This window comes from Neobacillus notoginsengisoli (assembly GCF_003515685.1).
In the GTDB taxonomy this organism is placed as follows: domain Bacteria; phylum Bacillota; class Bacilli; order Bacillales; family Cytobacillaceae; genus Bacillus_D; species Bacillus_D notoginsengisoli.
Map to the genome: position 1 here is coordinate 1 of NZ_QWEG01000009.1, position 16,035 is coordinate 16,035.

The window sequence follows — 16,035 nt, forward strand, 5'->3', positions numbered from 1 at the left end:
ACCTCACGTACGGTTTGATGAGGGGGAACAGGAAAAGGACTTGCCCACTTGTCTGGCTTAGTAAGGTGGAACACCCTGAAACCCGAGGACAAGAAGGGCAAAGTCTAATTCCTGTTTTCTACTCTACAGGAATCTGTCTCTAAGGCCATTGATTAAATCTTTTCAAAAAGGGAAAGACAAGAGTAGACCCATTTTTCAAGACAGTTCTTTGGAAAAGTGATAAAGAATGGGGTATAACAGAGGTAGGAAATCTTTAAGGAGGCATTTCAAATGAATGACATTACCGTATTTACGACAAACACCTGACCATATTGCACAATGATGACAAACTTCCTTGAGGCTCAAGGATTAAACTATAAGACAGTAAACGTGCAAAATGATCCGGAGGCGGCCCGACAGCTCGTTGAAGAAACAGGCCAGATGGGCGTTCCACAAACAAAAGTCAATGGACATTGGGTGCTCGGATTTGATCCAGAAACGCTTATGCAGTATGTAAAACAATAATGATACTTTTTAAAAAAGAGGCTTTGGCCTCTTTTTTATATTTTTTTGTACTGCTTCGAAATACAAAGCACCGGTGTTGTTAGAGAATTGGCCCGAGTTTTGATATGATTGGTAAAAGATGATTTGAAGGAAGTGTTTCTCATGGAAGCAAAGACTTTGAAAGAAAAAGCGATCCTAGTCGGTTGCCAGACAACTGAACACGATGACCTTCGCTTTCAATATTCCATGGAGGAGCTTGTTTCGTTAACTGAAACGGCTCAGGGAGAAGTACTAATTTCCGCTGTTCAGAAGCGGGAGAAAATTCACCCGGCAACATACATAGGAAAAGGAAAAGTGGAAGAGCTTAAAGCGCTAGTTGACGAACTAGAAGCAGATATAGTGATTTTTAATGACGAATTAACCCCAAGCCAGAAAAGGAATCTTGCTTCAGAATTTGACGCGCGGATAATTGACAGAACCCAATTGATTCTCGATATTTTTGCGCAAAGGGCCCGGTCAAGGGAAGGGAAGCTGCAGGTTGAACTTGCTCAGCTGCAATATATCCTTCCACGGCTTGCCGGCCAAGGCGTAGAGTTATCAAGGCTTGGAGGCGGAATCGGGACGAGAGGGCCAGGAGAAACGAAACTGGAGTCGGACCGTCGGCATATTAGAAGAAGAATTGATGAAATTAAGCAGCAACTCGCAGTCATTGTCCAGCACAGGGACCGTTACAGGGAACGCCGCAAAAGAAACAAAACGTTCCAAATTGCGATTGCAGGCTACACGAACGCGGGAAAGTCAACGTTGTTTAACAGGCTTTCCGAAGCAGATTCCTATGAAGAGGATCAGCTGTTTGCGACCCTTGACCCGATGACGAGAAAGGTTATTTTGCCAAGCGGGTTTGTCGCGTTGATTACGGATACTGTCGGCTTCATCCAGGATTTGCCAACCTCGCTAATCGCAGCATTTCGATCAACGCTTGAAGAAGTAAGAGAAGCGGATTTAATTATGCATGTTGTCGATATGGCCAATCCGGATTATTTCCACCATGAAAAAACGGTCCAGCGCCTTCTAGAGGAATTGGATGTAAAGAATATTCCGCAGCTCACTGTTTATAACAAAAGGGACATTAAGCATCCAGATTTCGTGCCGACAGCGGATACCCCAACTGTATTCATTTCGGCTTTTGACAAGGACGATAGGGATGCACTAAAGAAAAAAATTGAAGAACTCGCGATTGGAATGATGGAGCCTTACAAGGTCCTAATCCCGGCAACTGAAGGAAAGCTGCTGTCGCAGTTGAAAAATGAAACGATTCTAAGAGAACTATCCTTCAAGGAACAGGATCAAGTTTACGGCTGTAAAGGGTATGCCTTAAAAGACCATCAAGTGGCGGGGCAATTGCAAAAATTCACAGTATAGATTGGAGCAGCAAGATGTTTGAGCACTTAAAGTATGGAACAAAGATTAAAGAAGTATCGATGGAGGTGGAAGAACAAGTCGCCAAAATACACAGGGCGATTGATCAGACGGTTGAATCCAATCAATTCAGGGTGCTGCAGAGCTTTCAGAAGCACAGAGTCAGTGATTCACACTTTCATCCTTCTACGGGATATGGCTATGATGATGTTGGAAGGGATGTCCTTGCCAGCATTTATGCAGAGGTATTTGGAGCTGAAGCAGGGTTGGTGCGACCGCAAATCATCTCAGGCACACATGCGATATCAATCGCACTTTTCGGGATATTGAGGCCGGGGGACGAATTACTGTACATTACCGGAAAACCGTATGATACCCTCGAGGAAATCGTAGGGATCCGGGGTTCGGGAAACGGTTCTCTTAAAGAATTCGGCATTTCCTACAACACTGTCGAATTAAGGGATGACGGCGGAATCGATTGGGAGAGCGTCAGGAAAGCGATAAAGCCGAATACAAAAATGATTGGTATTCAGCGTTCGAAAGGATATGCGACCCGGCCTTCTTTTACTGTTGCCGAAATTGGGGAAATGGTCAAGTTTGTAAAGGAAATCAAGCCGGATGCTGTTGTCTTTACTGATAATTGCTATGGTGAATTTGTAGAAGAGCTGGAGCCATGCCATGTAGGCGTTGATTTGATGGCTGGTTCTTTAATAAAGAATCCGGGCGGTGGGATTGTAAAAACCGGTGGCTATATTGTTGGAAAACAGGAATATGTGGATGCCTGCTCGTACAGGATGACCTCACCCGGGATTGGGGCGGAAGCGGGATCATCCCTTTACAGTCTTCTTGAAATGTATCAGGGGTTTTTCTTGGCCCCGCATGTTGTCGGCCAGGCTTTAAAGGGTGCGGTCTATACTTCAGCGATGCTGGAAAGATTCGGAATGAAGCCATCCCCAAAATGGGATGATGAAAGAACCGACTTAATTCAATCGGTTGAATTTAATGACAAGGATAAAATGGTTTCATTTTGCCAGGCAATCCAGTATGCATCCCCCGTGGATTCGTATGTTACTCCAACTCCAGCCTACATGCCGGGGTATGAAGATGATGTCATCATGGCCGCTGGTACATTTATTCAGGGGGCAAGTATTGAGCTGACGGCGGACGGCCCATTAAGGGATCCGTATGTTGCCTATGTTCAGGGTGGACTCACCTATTCTCATGTCAAAATCGCCATCTGCCTGGCGTTGGATCGACTGATAGAAAATAAGCTTATGGATTAGAACGAAAGCAGCGGGCATCCGCTGCTTTTTGTTATGAGATGATTCACAGCATGAAAAATGGGTAAAAGGAGTTTGGAAGCATATTAAGAGGGAAAGAAGAATGATGTAAGAAAACCTCACATCGTGTTGACAGGTTAACTAACATTGAAATATAATTCAGTATGTTAGTTCGAAAAAGGGGGAGGAATCATGGAGGGAAGTAAAATCCGCCGCTCCATGCCTTTGTTTCCAATTGGGATTGTCATGCAGCTAACAGATCTCACTGCAAGGCAAATTCGATATTATGAAGAGCATCAATTGATTTCCCCAGCACGATCTGAAGGAAACAGGCGGATGTTTAGTTTGAATGACATCGATAGGCTTCTTGAGATCAAGGAATTATTGGATAAGGGTGTCAATATGGCTGGCATTAAACAGCTGTTTCTTGTTACGCAGCAAGATGAACAGCCTGAAAATGAAAAGGCCAGGATGCCTAGAAAGGATTTAACGGATAGTGAATTGCGGAATTTGCTGCGCAGTGAATTGCTGCACGCCGGCCGGTTAAAACAATCGACGTTCAGGCATGGCGACATGTCCCGCTTTTTCAATTAATCCGTGTTTTAATTAAAAGGAGGAAACAACTTGGCAAGGTTTACAAGAGATGACATCATGAAAATGGCAAAACAGGAAAATGTAAAATTCATTCGTTTACAATTTACAGACATTCTTGGAACGATTAAGAATGTTGAAATTCCAATTTCGCAGCTTGAGAAGGCACTTGACAATAAGATGATGTTTGACGGTTCCTCCATTCAAGGATTTGTACGTATAGAAGAGTCGGACATGTACCTTTATCCTGACTATGATACTTGGGTCGTTTTTCCTTGGACATCGGAAAAAGGGAAAGTTGCCCGCCTGATTTGTGATATTTATAATGCTGATGGGACTCCATTTGGCGGAGATCCGCGAAATAACTTAAAGCGGATTTTGAAAGAAATGGAAGAGATGGGCTTTACTACATTCAACATTGGACCAGAACCAGAATTTTTTCTGTTCAAACTGGACCAGAACGGTGAACCAACATTAGAGCTTAATGACAAAGGCGGCTATTTTGACTTGGCACCAACTGACCTTGGGGAAAACTGCCGCAGAGATATCGTACTGGAATTGGAGGAAATGGGTTTTGAGATTGAAGCCTCTCACCATGAAGTGGCACCAGGCCAGCACGAAATTGATTTCAAATACGCAGATGCAATCAGAGCCTGCGACTACATTCAAACGTTCAAGCTTGTTGTCAAAACAATTGCAAGGAAGCACGGTCTTCATGCAACGTTTATGCCAAAGCCGCTGTTTGGCGTTAGCGGCTCTGGGATGCACTGCAACCTTTCGCTATTTAAGGGAAGCGAGAACGCATTTTATGATAAGAACGGGGAACTTCAGCTCAGCGAAAATGCGTACCATTTCATTGCAGGAGTTTTAAAGCATGCGACGAGCTTTACTGCTGTCACAAACCCAACAGTCAATTCCTATAAGCGGCTCGTTCCTGGATACGAAGCTCCTTGTTATGTTGCCTGGTCAGCCCAGAACAGGTCGCCACTCGTCCGGATTCCGGCTTCCAGAGGGCTTAGCACAAGGATTGAGGTACGCAGTGTAGACCCTTCGGCAAATCCTTATCTCGCAATGGCTGTTTTGCTGAAAGCGGGCCTGGAGGGCATAAAAAACAAGATGACTCCACCGCATGCGATAGATCGTAACATCTATGTGATGAGCAAGGAAGAAAGACTTGAGGAAGGAATTGTCGATTTGCCGTCAACTCTTGCACAAGCTCTTGAGTTATTACAATCTGATGAGGTCATTGTTTCAGCGCTTGGGGAACACATTATTGAACACTTCGTTGAAGCGAAAGAAATTGAGTGGGATATGTTCCGCACCCAGGTTCACCCATGGGAGCGGGAGCAGTATATGAGCATGTATTAAGCTATAAAAAGAAACTTCCAAAAACAAATTTATTGGAGGTTTCTTTTTTTAAAGTGATTTTTACGATGAAAATAGTATGTAATGACTAGGTAAAATAGTAAGTCTTAGTTATAACTTTATGGGGCAGAATGGTATATAATAAATGGAAGCGCAAACACAAACACACAGCCGCCAAGGGGGGGAGGCGGCCGTGTTCATCTATATCCAGCATTTTTCAATGCAGGTTTGCGGGTTCAGCTGGCGTGGATTGCTTTAGCTGCCAGCTGAGGATGGTGCAATTCATTGCTGTTCTGTCACTTAGTTGACTGATCTAGCTGTGCCTTGGTGCAGTGAAGTTAATGAGTATTCTTGCTGTACGAAATATTTAGTTTCTGGTTGAATGCGTCATGATGTTTCTCGCTGCATTATTTCAGTCATGCTGTCATCCATCCAGGTTGCAAAGGATGGATAAAGGTGTCAATCTCAGCAATTCTCATGATGTGTAGTTTTGTGTAATTGCTAGTGATGTCTTTCTGTACTTCTAAAATAACAGATTGCATATTAAAAATGTTGCTATGTTGTTTATGTTCACAATACTGTAATAACATATTGACAAACTTTTGACGAACAGAGGGGGAATTTGGATTGATTAGAATGGCGGTAGCAGGCGCAGTGGGTTTTGTCCTGGTTTTCCTTGAATCTTATCTCGTAATGATCCTCAAGGGTTATAAAACAATAGAGTTTGGCGGAATCAGCCCGTTTGTGGGGGTTTGGGCAATGAACTTTTTCCTTGCCTTTGCGATATTAACCCACATGAAATTATGGTTTGACGAAAGGGCTCAAGCCAGGGAGGACGCACCTGCAGAGCCTTAAGGATGTAGACCGCTAGATAGTTGTAGAAGAAAAACAGGCTGTCAGCGACAGCCTGTTTTTTAATGGATGCTTCTATATACACCAATAACTTTTCCAAGAATGGAAACTTCCCTTAAAATAATCGGCTGCATAGTGGGGTTTTCTGGCTGCAGCCTGAAATAGTCCTTTTCTTTATAGAACCTTTTACAAGTTGCTTCGTCTTCTTCCGTCATGGCGACAACAATGTCCCCGTTATTGGCCGTCTTTTGCTGTTTGACAATGACGTAATCTCCGTCAAGGATACCGGCCTCAATCATACTCTCACCCATGATTTCTAGCATGAAAACCTGCTCATCGGAAGGAACCATTGTTTCTGGAAGCGGGAAATACTCCTCAACATTTTCCACGGCCGTAATAGGCTGTCCGGCAGTAACACGCCCTACGATGGGAACATTGACGACCTTTACTCTCGGAGTGTATGTTTCCTCCATTTCCAAAATTTCAATTGCCCGCGGCTTTGTAGGGTCACGCCTGATCATGCCTTTTGATTCGAGGCGCTCCAAATGACCATGTACAGTGGAACTCGATGCAAGCCCTACCGCTTCCCCAATTTCTCTAACGGATGGGGGATATCCCTTCCTCTTGACCTCATCTTTGATAAATTCCAGAATCTCCTGCTGCCGTTTTGATATTTTAGCCATAAATGGATACACCTCTTCTGGTAATGTTGCCTTATTATAGCATAACCTGACCTTTTATACAAACATAAGTTCGAGTTTCTTGGTTGACAACAAACGTTTGTTCTGGTTATAATAAACTCAATTAACCGAACATACATTCTCGAGGGGGCTTTTTTCATGAAAATACTGTGGAAAAATCATTCATATGCCATTATTCTATTGTTGGTAAGTTGTCTTACTGCCGGCGCTGTTCATTTTTTCGATCAGCCGGTCGATTCCGATACATATATGACTGTAAAAATTAAAGAGGGAGACAGCCTTTGGAAGGTGGCTGGGGAACTTGCTGATGGCCACGACATGGACAGGTCTGAAATTATTTATTGGGTGAGAAAAAAAAATAGCCTGAAGGGTGATACCGTTTATCCTGGTGACGAACTGGTCGTTCCTGTTAAAAAATTCGGATACGGAAGTGAGCAACAGCTCGCCGGTGTTGAAAGGGGCGAGTAAGGTGGATTTCGGCCGTCTAAGGGCAGCTGTTTATTGTAGAGTGAGTACAGACAAAGAAGCCCAAGAAACATCTCTTGCCAGACAGGAGGAAGAATTGACTGCCTTGGCAAGTAGGCACGGAATTGAAACTGCCGCCATTATCCGTGAACAGGCAAGCGGATATGAACTTGAACGGGATGGACTTTTGGAGGTCCTCACACTTATTAAAGAAGGTGAAATAAACACCTTGTTAATACAGGATGAAACTAGGTTGGGCAGGGGAAATGCGAAGATTGCCGTGCTCCACCTTTTGCATAAAAATGGGATCAAGCTGTTTAGTGTGGCCCATGACGGAGAGCTCCAACTGTCTGAATCAGACTCGATGATTTTAACAATTGTCGGGATGGTGGAGGAGTATCAGCGTAAACTGCACAACATAAAGATTAAAAGAGGAATGAGACGGGCTGTGGAGAACGGATATAAACCGCAGCAAAATCTGAAAAACATCCAATCCGCACCGGGCAGGGAAAAGATAGACATTCCGATAAAAGAAATAATCAGGCTCAAAAACAACGGGCTTACCTTCGCTGAAATTGCAGCGACATTAAGAGGTTTTGGGTATGAGGTTTCGAAGGCGACGGTCCATCGGAGATACAGAGAGGCAATGGCAGAGGAAGCGGAATAAGCCAGTATCCTTGTAAAACAGCCTGTTTTTTAGTATGATGCATGATAGTTTAGTCAAGAGAGGGATTGCCATGCTTCCAAAAGAAAAAATTGATCGCATAAACCAACTGGCCCGTAAGGCGAAATCAGGAGGGTTAACCGTAGACGAGGCAAAGGAACAATCTTCATTAAGACAAGAATATTTGAAGGCTTTTCGTTCCTCCATGCTCGATACATTAACGAATACAACCATTATCGATCCTGAAGGCAATGATGTCACACCTGAAAAAATTAAGGCCAGGAAGAAAAAAAGGCTTCATTAAATAGGATTTAGCAAAAAACCTGTTTTCCTCTTTGGGGAATCAGGTTTTTTTATGACTTTTTTGGGGATTTTAAGAAAGATAAGGCCACATTTGAGTGGGGATTTGTTGAATTAAAGATTTTTGAGATATAATATATAGGATGTAGTAAACTGATTAACGAAAGGATGTAATATATGTTTGAAAAAATTGATGCTCTATCCGTAACATCAATCAGGACATTATCAATTGATGCAATCCAAAAGGCGAACTCCGGCCATCCAGGAATGCCAATGGGGGCTGCTCCAATGGCATATACTCTTTGGACCCGGTTTATGAACCATAACCCCAAAAATCCGAACTGGTACAACCGTGACAGGTTTGTCCTATCCGCAGGACATGGTTCGATGCTTTTATATAGCCTTCTTCACCTATCAGGCTATAATGTTACAATGGATGACATTAAACAGTTCCGTCAGTGGGGATCAAATACCCCGGGCCATCCTGAATACGGATATACCGAAGGCGTGGAAGCAACAACAGGTCCACTTGGCCAGGGAATTGCCATGGCGGTTGGGATGGCAATGGCAGAGCGCCATGTTGCGGCAGTTTACAACAAGGACAATTTTGAGCTGATCAATCATTTTACATATAGTATTTGTGGTGACGGCGATTTAATGGAAGGCGTTTCAGCTGAGGCTGCTTCACTTGCGGGGCATCTTAAGCTTGGCCGTCTGATTGTTCTTTATGATTCAAACGATATTTCTCTTGACGGAGATTTGGACCAATCGTTTTCTGAAAGTGTGAAAGACCGTTTCCTTTCATACGGGTGGCAATATATCCGTGTCGAAGACGGCAACGATCTGCAGGAAATCGCACGTGCCTTAGAAGAAGCACAAAGTGATCTTGACCGCCCAACGATGATTGAAGTTAAAACAGTTATCGGATACGGCTCGCCAAACCTGTCAGGAAAATCCGACGTCCATGGTGCTCCTCTGGGTGAGGAAGAGATGAAACTCACAAAAGAATACTATAAATGGACATTTGAGTCAGACTTCCATGTACCGGAAGAAGTGTATGGCCATTTCCGAAAAACAGTTGAAGAAAATGGCGAGAAAAAAGAAAAAGAATGGAACGACTTGTTCGACCAATATAAAAAGGAATATCCGGAACTAGGCGCGCAGCTTGAGCAGGCACTAAATGGCGAGCTTCCAGAAGGCTGGGACAAGGATCTTCCTGTTTATAGCGAAGGCAAGAGCCTGGCAAGCCGTGCTTCATCAGGTGAAGCATTGAATGCTATTGCAAAAAACATGCCAACATTTATTGGCGGTTCTGCTGACCTGGCGGGTTCCAATAAAACGATGATAAATAATTCAGAAGATTTCCTTCCAAATTCCTACGCAGGACGCAACATTTGGTTTGGAGTCAGGGAATTTGCGATGGGTGCAGCGTTGAATGGAATGGCGCTTCATGGCGGATTAAAGGTTTATGGAGGAACATTCTTTGTCTTCTCTGATTACCTCCGTCCGGCAATCAGGCTTGCCGCATTGATGGGCCTTCCAGTTACTTACGTCTTCACACACGACAGCATTGCGGTTGGTGAAGATGGCCCGACTCATGAGCCGGTTGAGCAGTTGGCAGCTCTTAGAGCAATGCCTAACCTTTCCATCATCCGTCCTGCTGATGGCAACGAAACAGCAGCGGCGTGGAAATTGGCTATTGAATCAAAGGACAAGCCAACCGCACTTGTTCTTACAAGGCAAAACCTGCCGACAATTAAAGAAACAGACAAAAATGCTTATGAAGGAGTTTCAAAGGGAGCGTATGTCATTTCAGCTTCCGCCAAAGAGACTCCAGATGCATTGCTGCTGGCGACTGGATCAGAAGTTGGTCTGGCCGTACAGGCGCAGGCAGAACTTGCGAAAGAAGGCATTGAAGTATCCGTTGTGAGCATGCCTTCATGGGATCGTTTCGAGCAGCAATCCAAAGAATACAAAGAGACTGTCCTTCCAAAGTCAATTAAAAAGAGGCTTGGAATTGAAATGGCTACTTCTCTTGGCTGGCACCGCTATGTCGGAGACGAGGGTGAAGTCCTTGCGATTGATACGTTCGGCGCGTCAGCACCTGGAGAAAAGGTTATCGAAGAATACGGCTTTACTGTCAGTAATGTAGTAGCCAAGGTGAAAAACCTTCTTAACAGTTAAACAAATAAGAGAGGCTGGGCCGTTCATGGCCCAGCCTCTCATTGTTTTGGTTAAAAAATATCCAGTTCAACAATCAACGCTAGAAGCAACTGAATCAATACTTGAATATTGACTGCAATTTGTGTATCCGTTGTGGTAACTTTAACGCCTCGGGAGTTTTCGACAATCGTGCGTTGTCTCGTGATTTGATTAATGCGCGCTGAGTTCAGCAATTCCTGAGTGATTTTTTCGGCTTTATCGCTATCGGCAATGGAAAGTCGGATGACAACCTGAATAGCGGCCTGGAGGGCTGCCTGCAAAGAAAGTGCTGCTTTCGTATCAGTTGAATGTACAGTTACGTCGGCCGAGTTGCGGATGACGATGATTTCATCGGAAACCTGGGAAGTCTCACTGCGCTGGCGGGCCTCCTGGTCCTGTTTGCCTTTGCCGGTTCCAAGAGCCAGGGGATGGTCCTCATCGCTTAGCGCTGACCATGTCGTGCTTCTATCATATATTCTTCTACTCAACGTAATTCCTCCTATCTTTCATTATTCCCTATTAAATTATTCATTAATGGATGATCGCGAAATGGACAAATTATCGAGGGTAAAAGACTATTTATTGTGATATCTGCGCCTGAATTGAATTGGTGAACTGCTATTCTTTTTAATCGGCTTCTCAATTCCTTCCTCGTCTCCGGAAACGAAATCGCTTTCCGTATGTGCTTTAGAGGTATTTTCAAGGAAACTCTCGGTATCTTCCTGCAGCTTGGAAACCAATTGGCGCAACCTTTGTTTCTCGTTGGCTGATACCGATTTTTTTTTCACGCCATATTTTTGGAGTGTTTTTGAGACTAGCAGCCTAATTAGGTCTGATTGTACATTGCTGCTTTCAAATTTCTCGAATTCCAATCTTATCCCTCCTAATCGTCAAAGAATAATACATCTTATGGGTAAAGGAGTGTACGTGCCCTGAGCAAAGGGTGGATTTATTAAAAAATCCGCCTTCGACCCTATTAACCCGTGACAGGAAAAGGCTGGAATAGTATAATCAAGTCAAGAGAAAATTTTCGAATAGTTAGAATTAATTACTTGACATTACATATTGCTAATACATATATGATTTCAGGCAAAATGAACGTCGTTCCTTTTGCCTAACGTTATTCATTCTTCTATACAGCCAAAGGAGCAGAATTAGAGGCAGGGAGAGAGTCCAATGAGAAAATACCAGCTCTATTTAATTGAAGATGAATTTGCATCCCATTACTTCGGAAGAGAGCGCATATTTTTTCATTTGTTTAAAGAGAATAGGAAGGCTGCCGGGGAACTAAAAAAGATTACCGACTTGCAGATCAGTTATATTACGAAGCCCATGCCAGTGCTGCGCGTCCATCAGCTTTTGCATAAACAGCTAGAGAAAACGAGCTGTTTTGTTGCGAAAAATGGCTGTTATGTAGTTGAAGCCGCCAATAAAACGAGCCGGGCCTCACTGTCTGTACGGGAAACATATATATTGATTGAATCAGAGGGCGGTTATGAAGCCGAAACGACTTTTTTTGAGGTGTTGAGGAAATCCGAAGCCTATTTCCTGGCGATCGATTTAGACAATAATAAAGTCGGGTGGTTAAGACCAATTAAAGAAAGAAAATTTGTCTAATCAGCACGAACTATTGTATAATTACGATTGGTCATTTACACTGTAAAAAGGACAACATGAAGGAGGAAATACTATGGTGAGTACTGGCTGGGTAATTCTAATTGCTGTTCTGGCTCTTGTGATCGGAGTAGCAGTTGGATTTTTTATAACGCGCAAGTACATGATGGATTATTTGAAAAAAAATCCGCCAATCAACGAACAAATGCTTAAAGTCATGATGATGCAAATGGGCATGAAACCGTCCCAGAAGAAAATCAACCAAATGATGGCTGCAATGAACAAGCAAACAAAATAAAAAGGACAAGCACCTATGCATGTAGGTGCTTTTTTCTATATTCAGGAACTTCTTTTTTGGGCGTTTTCACTACAATGGAAGATAATTAAAAATCTTCCTTATTTTTTAAAAATTTGTTAAAATAATAATTCGTTAGTGATTGTGAAAGAGAAACAAAACCGCATACCGAATTTAAACTAAAGAAAAAGTGCGGCTGGAAATGGGGGCAGAAATGAAAATATTTGCGGAACTGAAATGGTTTTTTTTGCAGGAAAGAAAAGCGTACATAAGCGGAGTCCTAATGCTGCTGCTTGTTGCATTCCTACAACTAATCCCGCCAAAAGTAATCGGTCTCGTGGCAGATCAGATTAAGGAAGGCACCATTACATCCTCCGAGATGCTGAAATGGGTGCTTTTATTGTTTGCGGCCGGTCTGGCGATGTATGTTCTCCGGTATTTTTGGAGAATCATGATTTTCGGCTCAGCGGTCAAATTGACGAGAAATTTAAGAAATGACTTATACAGCCATTTTACGAATATGTCTCCATCCTTTTACCAGAGGAGAAGAATCGGGGATTTGATGGCGCATGCGACAAATGACCTGCAGGCCATTCAGCAGACGGCCGGCGCAGGCGTTTTGACACTTGTGGATTCATTGGCAACCGGCGGCTTCGTCATCTTGGCGATGGCCTTTACGATAAGCTGGAAACTGACGCTGATTGCACTTATCCCGATGCCCTTTATGGCGATGCTGACAAGCTGGTTCGGGACCATGCTGCACCGGACGTTCCACAAGGCACAAGAGGCTTTTTCATCCTTGAACGACAAGACACAGGAAAGCATATCAGGCATTAAAGTCATTAAAACATTTGGCCAGGAACAGGAAGATGTCGAGGATTTCCGGAAACAATCCGAAGATGTTGTAAAGAAAAACCTTGTTGTTGCCAAAATCGATGCCTTATATGACCCAACGATTTCCATCATCGTAGGAATATCCTTTTTCCTGTCGATTGGCTTTGGTGCAAGGGACGTCCTAAATGGCGACCTGACCATTGGACAGTTAATTTCTTTCACGACTTACTTAGGTCTGCTCATTTGGCCGATGCTCGCATTTGGCTGGCTCTTCAACATTGTTGAACGAGGCCGGGCATCCTACGACCGTGTTTCTTTGTTGTTGAAGCAAAAAGTGGATATCCAGGACAGGCCGGATGCGATTGATTCCGTGCCAGCGGGGAATATCGTGTATGCCATTGATGAATATGCTTTTTCAGAAGAAAGCGAACCGCTTTTGAAAGATATCTATTTTTCAGTCGGAAAAGGGGAAACGCTTGGAGTAGTCGGAAAAACAGGTGCCGGGAAAACGACCCTGCTTAAGCTGTTAATCCGTGAAGATGACGTAAAAAACGGCGATATCCGGATTGGCGGGAAAAGTATTGAGGAGTACCGGCTTGACAGACTGAGGGAAGCAATTGGATACGTACCGCAGGACCATTTCCTTTTCTCAGCCACTGTAAAGGAAAATATCGCTTTTGCAAAAATAGACGCAACAGATAAAGAAATAATGGAAGCCGCAAAGCTGGCCAATATTCATGACGATATCCTTGGCTTTACTGATGGCTATGAAACCGTGGTCGGCGAACGGGGCGTCTCGCTTTCAGGTGGACAGAAGCAGCGGATTTCCATTGCCCGCGCCCTGTTACTGAACCCAGAAATCCTGATTCTGGATGACTCTCTGTCAGCTGTCGATGCGAAAACAGAGGAAGCAATCCTTTCTGCACTCAGAAAGGAACGGGAAGGGAAAACAACAGTTATTACATCGCACCGTCTGAGCGCCATCCAACATGCTGGTCTCATCCTCGTCATTGAGGAAGGCATGATCAAGGAACGGGGTTCACATGAAGAGCTCATGGCCAATGGCGGCTGGTACAGGGAAATGTATTTGCGCCAGCAGCTGGAAGAGCTTGTTGAGCATGGGGGGCATTAATGGTGGAAACAAACCTGACAGACAAGGAGCAGCGGAAAATTCTGTTCCGGCTCCTGACTTATTCGAAACCGCATAAAAAGGCAATCACAGTGGCATTTACACTTCTCCTCCTGACAACACTCGGGGATATTGCCGGACCTTATCTTGTCAAAATATTCATTGATGACTATTTGACACCTGGGAGAATAGAATTTGAACCGCTGATGACACTTGGGCTCGTCTATATGGGCATCCAGGTCATGAAAGTTTTCTTATTATATTTCCAGCTGGTGAAGTTCCAAGAAATTGCGCTGAAAATCATCCAGCAATTAAGAATTGATGTTTTTTCGAAGGTTCAGGCTTTAGGGATGAGGTATTTTGATAAAACCCCTGCCGGAAGCATAGTTTCAAGGGTAACAAATGATACTGAGGCAATTAAGGATATGTTTGTAACAGTGCTCGCGACGTTTATCCAGAGCGGTGTTTTCCTGTTTGGCATCTTTGTCGCGATGTTCTTCCTTGATGTAAAGCTGGCCTTGTTTTGTACATTGCTCGTACCGGTTATTTTGGCTGTGATCCGGATGTACAGAAAATTCAGTTCCCGCTTTTACCTCGATATGCGCGAAAGGCTTAGCCAACTGAATGCAAAGCTGAGTGAATCGCTTCAGGGGATGCCGATTATCCAGGTTTTCAGACAGGAAAAAAGGCTAAGGCAGGAATTTGCCGATATTAACGAACGCCATTATCAGGCGGGAATGAAAAATATTAAGCTGGATGGGTTGTTGCTCAGGCCAGCGATTGACATGATTTACATTTTTGCACTAATTCTCGTGTTGAGTTATTTCGGCATCACATCCATGAAGCTCGCTGTAGAAATCGGAGTTTTGTATGCGTTCATCAACTACCTCGACCGATTCTTTGAGCCGGTGAACCAGATGATGATGAGGCTTTCTTTATATCAGCAGGCAATTGTTGCGGGTTCAAGGGTCTTCAAGTTATTGGACGAGGAGGAATATGCGCCGGCACAGAACAGGGAAACGGACCTTGAAATTCGGGCGGGAAAAATTGAAATCCGGGATCTTAGCTTTTCGTATGATGGGAAGAAGGATGTATTGAAAAATATCTCTTTCACCGCCAACCCAGGCGAAACAGTCGCGCTAGTAGGGCATACGGGAAGCGGTAAAAGTTCAATCATCAACCTGCTCATGAGGTTTTATGAATTCAACCGCGGGGATATTCTCATTGATGGAGTATCTTCCCGTGATTATTCGAAAGAAGAACTTCGCAAAAAAATGGGGCTTGTCCTTCAGGATCCATTCCTGTTCTACGGGACTGTGAAAGATAATATCAAGCTTCATGACAAGGAAATGCCTGATGAAACGGTAGCTGAGGCTGCCAGGTTCGTTCAGGCGCATACATTCATTGAAAAGCTTAATGGCCATTACGACCATAAAGTCGTCGAGCGGGGGGCTGCATTCTCGAGTGGGCAGCGGCAATTGATTGCTTTTGCAAGGACGATCGCCACAGATCCTAAAATTCTCGTTCTGGATGAAGCGACGGCAAATATTGATACGGAAACTGAGGAAGCGATTCAGACCGCGCTTGAAAAGATGAGGAAAGGAAGGACGACGATAGCGATTGCGCACCGCTTGTCCACGATTCAGGATGCGGATCAGATTTTAGTTCTGCATCAGGGTGAAATCGTCGAACGCGGAACTCATCAGGAGCTGTTGTCATTGAGAGGGCTCTACCATAAGATGTACCTTTTGCAAAATGGGCTGGTTGAGAGGATGGAAGACGCCGTTAACCACGGGTGAAAGATTATATGTTAAAATGGAACGTGACAGCCTGGCTGCTTT

At 44.0% G+C, this 16,035-nt stretch carries 17 protein-coding genes; 14 read left to right on the plus strand and 3 right to left on the minus strand.

Annotation, left to right across the window (positions count from 1 at the left end):
• The first annotated feature begins 270 nt into the window (after window positions 1-270).
• From D1B31_RS14280 to D1B31_RS14305, 6 genes are all read left to right on the plus strand, one after another.
• A complete protein-coding gene (locus D1B31_RS14280) occupies window positions 271-504 on the plus strand; it encodes a glutaredoxin family protein (protein ID WP_118921531.1) in 234 nt (77 codons plus the stop codon).
• 141 nt (window positions 505-645) lie between these two features.
• Window positions 646-1,905, plus strand: a complete 1,260-nt coding sequence (gene hflX, locus D1B31_RS14285; protein WP_118921533.1) for a GTPase HflX — start codon at window positions 646-648, stop codon at window positions 1,903-1,905.
• A gap of 14 nt (window positions 1,906-1,919) precedes the next feature.
• Entirely contained in the window at window positions 1,920-3,185 is a 1,266-nt protein-coding gene (locus D1B31_RS14290; protein WP_118921535.1) for a methionine gamma-lyase family protein, read from the plus strand.
• Window positions 3,186-3,374: 189 nt separating this feature from the next.
• Window positions 3,375-3,776, plus strand: a complete 402-nt coding sequence (locus tag D1B31_RS14295) for a MerR family transcriptional regulator (protein WP_118921537.1) — start codon at window positions 3,375-3,377, stop codon at window positions 3,774-3,776.
• A 30-nt stretch (window positions 3,777-3,806) separates the two neighbouring features.
• On the plus strand, window positions 3,807-5,141 hold the full coding sequence (gene glnA / locus D1B31_RS14300; RefSeq protein WP_118921539.1) for a type I glutamate--ammonia ligase: 1,335 nt from the start codon (window positions 3,807-3,809) through the stop codon (window positions 5,139-5,141).
• Window positions 5,142-5,774: 633 nt separating this feature from the next.
• Window positions 5,775-5,993: a hypothetical protein gene (locus D1B31_RS14305; protein WP_240035287.1), complete on the plus strand. Its 219-nt coding sequence runs from the start codon at window positions 5,775-5,777 to the stop codon at window positions 5,991-5,993.
• 59 nt (window positions 5,994-6,052) lie between these two features.
• On the opposite strand, the gene lexA is transcribed toward D1B31_RS14305, so the two are convergent.
• Window positions 6,053-6,673, minus strand: a complete 621-nt coding sequence (lexA, locus tag D1B31_RS14310; RefSeq protein ID WP_118921544.1) for a transcriptional repressor LexA — start codon at window positions 6,671-6,673, stop codon at window positions 6,053-6,055.
• Window positions 6,674-6,829: 156 nt separating this feature from the next.
• Here lexA and yneA point away from each other — a divergent pair, with 156 nt between their 5' ends.
• The 4 genes from yneA to tkt all read left to right on the plus strand — a co-directional run bounded on the left by yneA (window position 6,830) and on the right by tkt (window position 10,304).
• Complete coding sequence (gene yneA, locus D1B31_RS14315; RefSeq protein ID WP_118921546.1) at window positions 6,830-7,159, plus strand: cell division suppressor protein YneA; 330 nt, start codon at window positions 6,830-6,832, stop codon at window positions 7,157-7,159.
• A 1-nt stretch (window position 7,160) separates the two neighbouring features.
• Window positions 7,161-7,823, plus strand: a complete 663-nt coding sequence (locus tag D1B31_RS14320; protein ID WP_118921548.1) for a YneB family resolvase-like protein — start codon at window positions 7,161-7,163, stop codon at window positions 7,821-7,823.
• 70 nt (window positions 7,824-7,893) lie between these two features.
• On the plus strand, window positions 7,894-8,124 hold the full coding sequence (locus tag D1B31_RS14325; RefSeq protein WP_118921550.1) for a DUF896 domain-containing protein: 231 nt from the start codon (window positions 7,894-7,896) through the stop codon (window positions 8,122-8,124).
• Between the two features lie 173 nt (window positions 8,125-8,297).
• Window positions 8,298-10,304, plus strand: coding sequence for a transketolase (gene tkt / locus D1B31_RS14330; RefSeq protein ID WP_118921552.1), 2,007 nt, complete (start codon window positions 8,298-8,300; stop codon window positions 10,302-10,304).
• A 50-nt stretch (window positions 10,305-10,354) separates the two neighbouring features.
• Here the strand turns inward: tkt and D1B31_RS14335 are convergent, their stop codons facing one another.
• Window positions 10,355-10,747 (minus strand): spore coat protein, encoded by a 393-nt coding sequence (locus D1B31_RS14335; RefSeq protein WP_240035288.1) that lies wholly within the window; start codon window positions 10,745-10,747, stop codon window positions 10,355-10,357.
• Between the two features lie 150 nt (window positions 10,748-10,897).
• Entirely contained in the window at window positions 10,898-11,194 is a 297-nt protein-coding gene (locus D1B31_RS14340) for a hypothetical protein (RefSeq protein WP_118921554.1), read from the minus strand.
• 304 nt (window positions 11,195-11,498) lie between these two features.
• Here D1B31_RS14340 and sirA point away from each other — a divergent pair, with 304 nt between their 5' ends.
• The 4 genes from sirA (at window position 11,499) to D1B31_RS14360 (ending at window position 15,993) form a co-directional block, all read left to right on the plus strand.
• The gene (gene sirA / locus D1B31_RS14345) at window positions 11,499-11,939 is read left to right on the plus strand and encodes a sporulation inhibitor of replication protein SirA (protein ID WP_118921556.1); all 441 of its coding nucleotides are present in this window, start codon (window positions 11,499-11,501) and stop codon (window positions 11,937-11,939) included.
• Window positions 11,940-12,015: 76 nt separating this feature from the next.
• Window positions 12,016-12,234 carry a YneF family protein gene (locus tag D1B31_RS14350; RefSeq protein WP_476738901.1) on the plus strand — a complete coding sequence of 73 codons (219 nt, stop codon included), beginning with the start codon at window positions 12,016-12,018 and terminating at the stop codon, window positions 12,232-12,234.
• Between the two features lie 211 nt (window positions 12,235-12,445).
• Window positions 12,446-14,197 (plus strand): ABC transporter transmembrane domain-containing protein, encoded by a 1,752-nt coding sequence (locus D1B31_RS14355; RefSeq protein ID WP_118921560.1) that lies wholly within the window; start codon window positions 12,446-12,448, stop codon window positions 14,195-14,197.
• Complete coding sequence (locus tag D1B31_RS14360; RefSeq protein ID WP_118921562.1) at window positions 14,197-15,993, plus strand: ABC transporter ATP-binding protein; 1,797 nt, start codon at window positions 14,197-14,199, stop codon at window positions 15,991-15,993. The genes D1B31_RS14355 and D1B31_RS14360 overlap by 1 nt, the downstream gene beginning before the upstream one ends.
• The last annotated feature ends 42 nt before the right edge of the window (window positions 15,994-16,035 follow it).

What these genes read in the sequence shown, in the direction of transcription:
- hflX (WP_118921533.1), top strand. Translation starts at nt 646, where the DNA reads ATGGAAGCAAAGACTTTGAAAGAAAAAGCGATCCTAGTCGGTTGCCAG.
- D1B31_RS14290 (WP_118921535.1), top strand. Translation starts at nt 1,920, where the DNA reads ATGTTTGAGCACTTAAAGTATGGAACAAAGATTAAAGAAGTATCGATG.
- D1B31_RS14295 (WP_118921537.1), top strand. Translation starts at nt 3,375, where the DNA reads ATGGAGGGAAGTAAAATCCGCCGCTCCATGCCTTTGTTTCCAATTGGG.
- D1B31_RS14305 (WP_240035287.1), top strand. Translation starts at nt 5,775, where the DNA reads ATGGCGGTAGCAGGCGCAGTGGGTTTTGTCCTGGTTTTCCTTGAATCT.
- lexA (WP_118921544.1), bottom strand. Translation starts at nt 6,673, where the DNA reads ATGGCTAAAATATCAAAACGGCAGCAGGAGATTCTGGAATTTATCAAA.
- yneA (WP_118921546.1), top strand. Translation starts at nt 6,830, where the DNA reads ATGAAAATACTGTGGAAAAATCATTCATATGCCATTATTCTATTGTTG.
- D1B31_RS14325 (WP_118921550.1), top strand. Translation starts at nt 7,894, where the DNA reads ATGCTTCCAAAAGAAAAAATTGATCGCATAAACCAACTGGCCCGTAAG.
- tkt (WP_118921552.1), top strand. Translation starts at nt 8,298, where the DNA reads ATGTTTGAAAAAATTGATGCTCTATCCGTAACATCAATCAGGACATTA.
- sirA (WP_118921556.1), top strand. Translation starts at nt 11,499, where the DNA reads ATGAGAAAATACCAGCTCTATTTAATTGAAGATGAATTTGCATCCCAT.
- D1B31_RS14355 (WP_118921560.1), top strand. Translation starts at nt 12,446, where the DNA reads ATGAAAATATTTGCGGAACTGAAATGGTTTTTTTTGCAGGAAAGAAAA.
- D1B31_RS14360 (WP_118921562.1), top strand. Translation starts at nt 14,197, where the DNA reads ATGGTGGAAACAAACCTGACAGACAAGGAGCAGCGGAAAATTCTGTTC.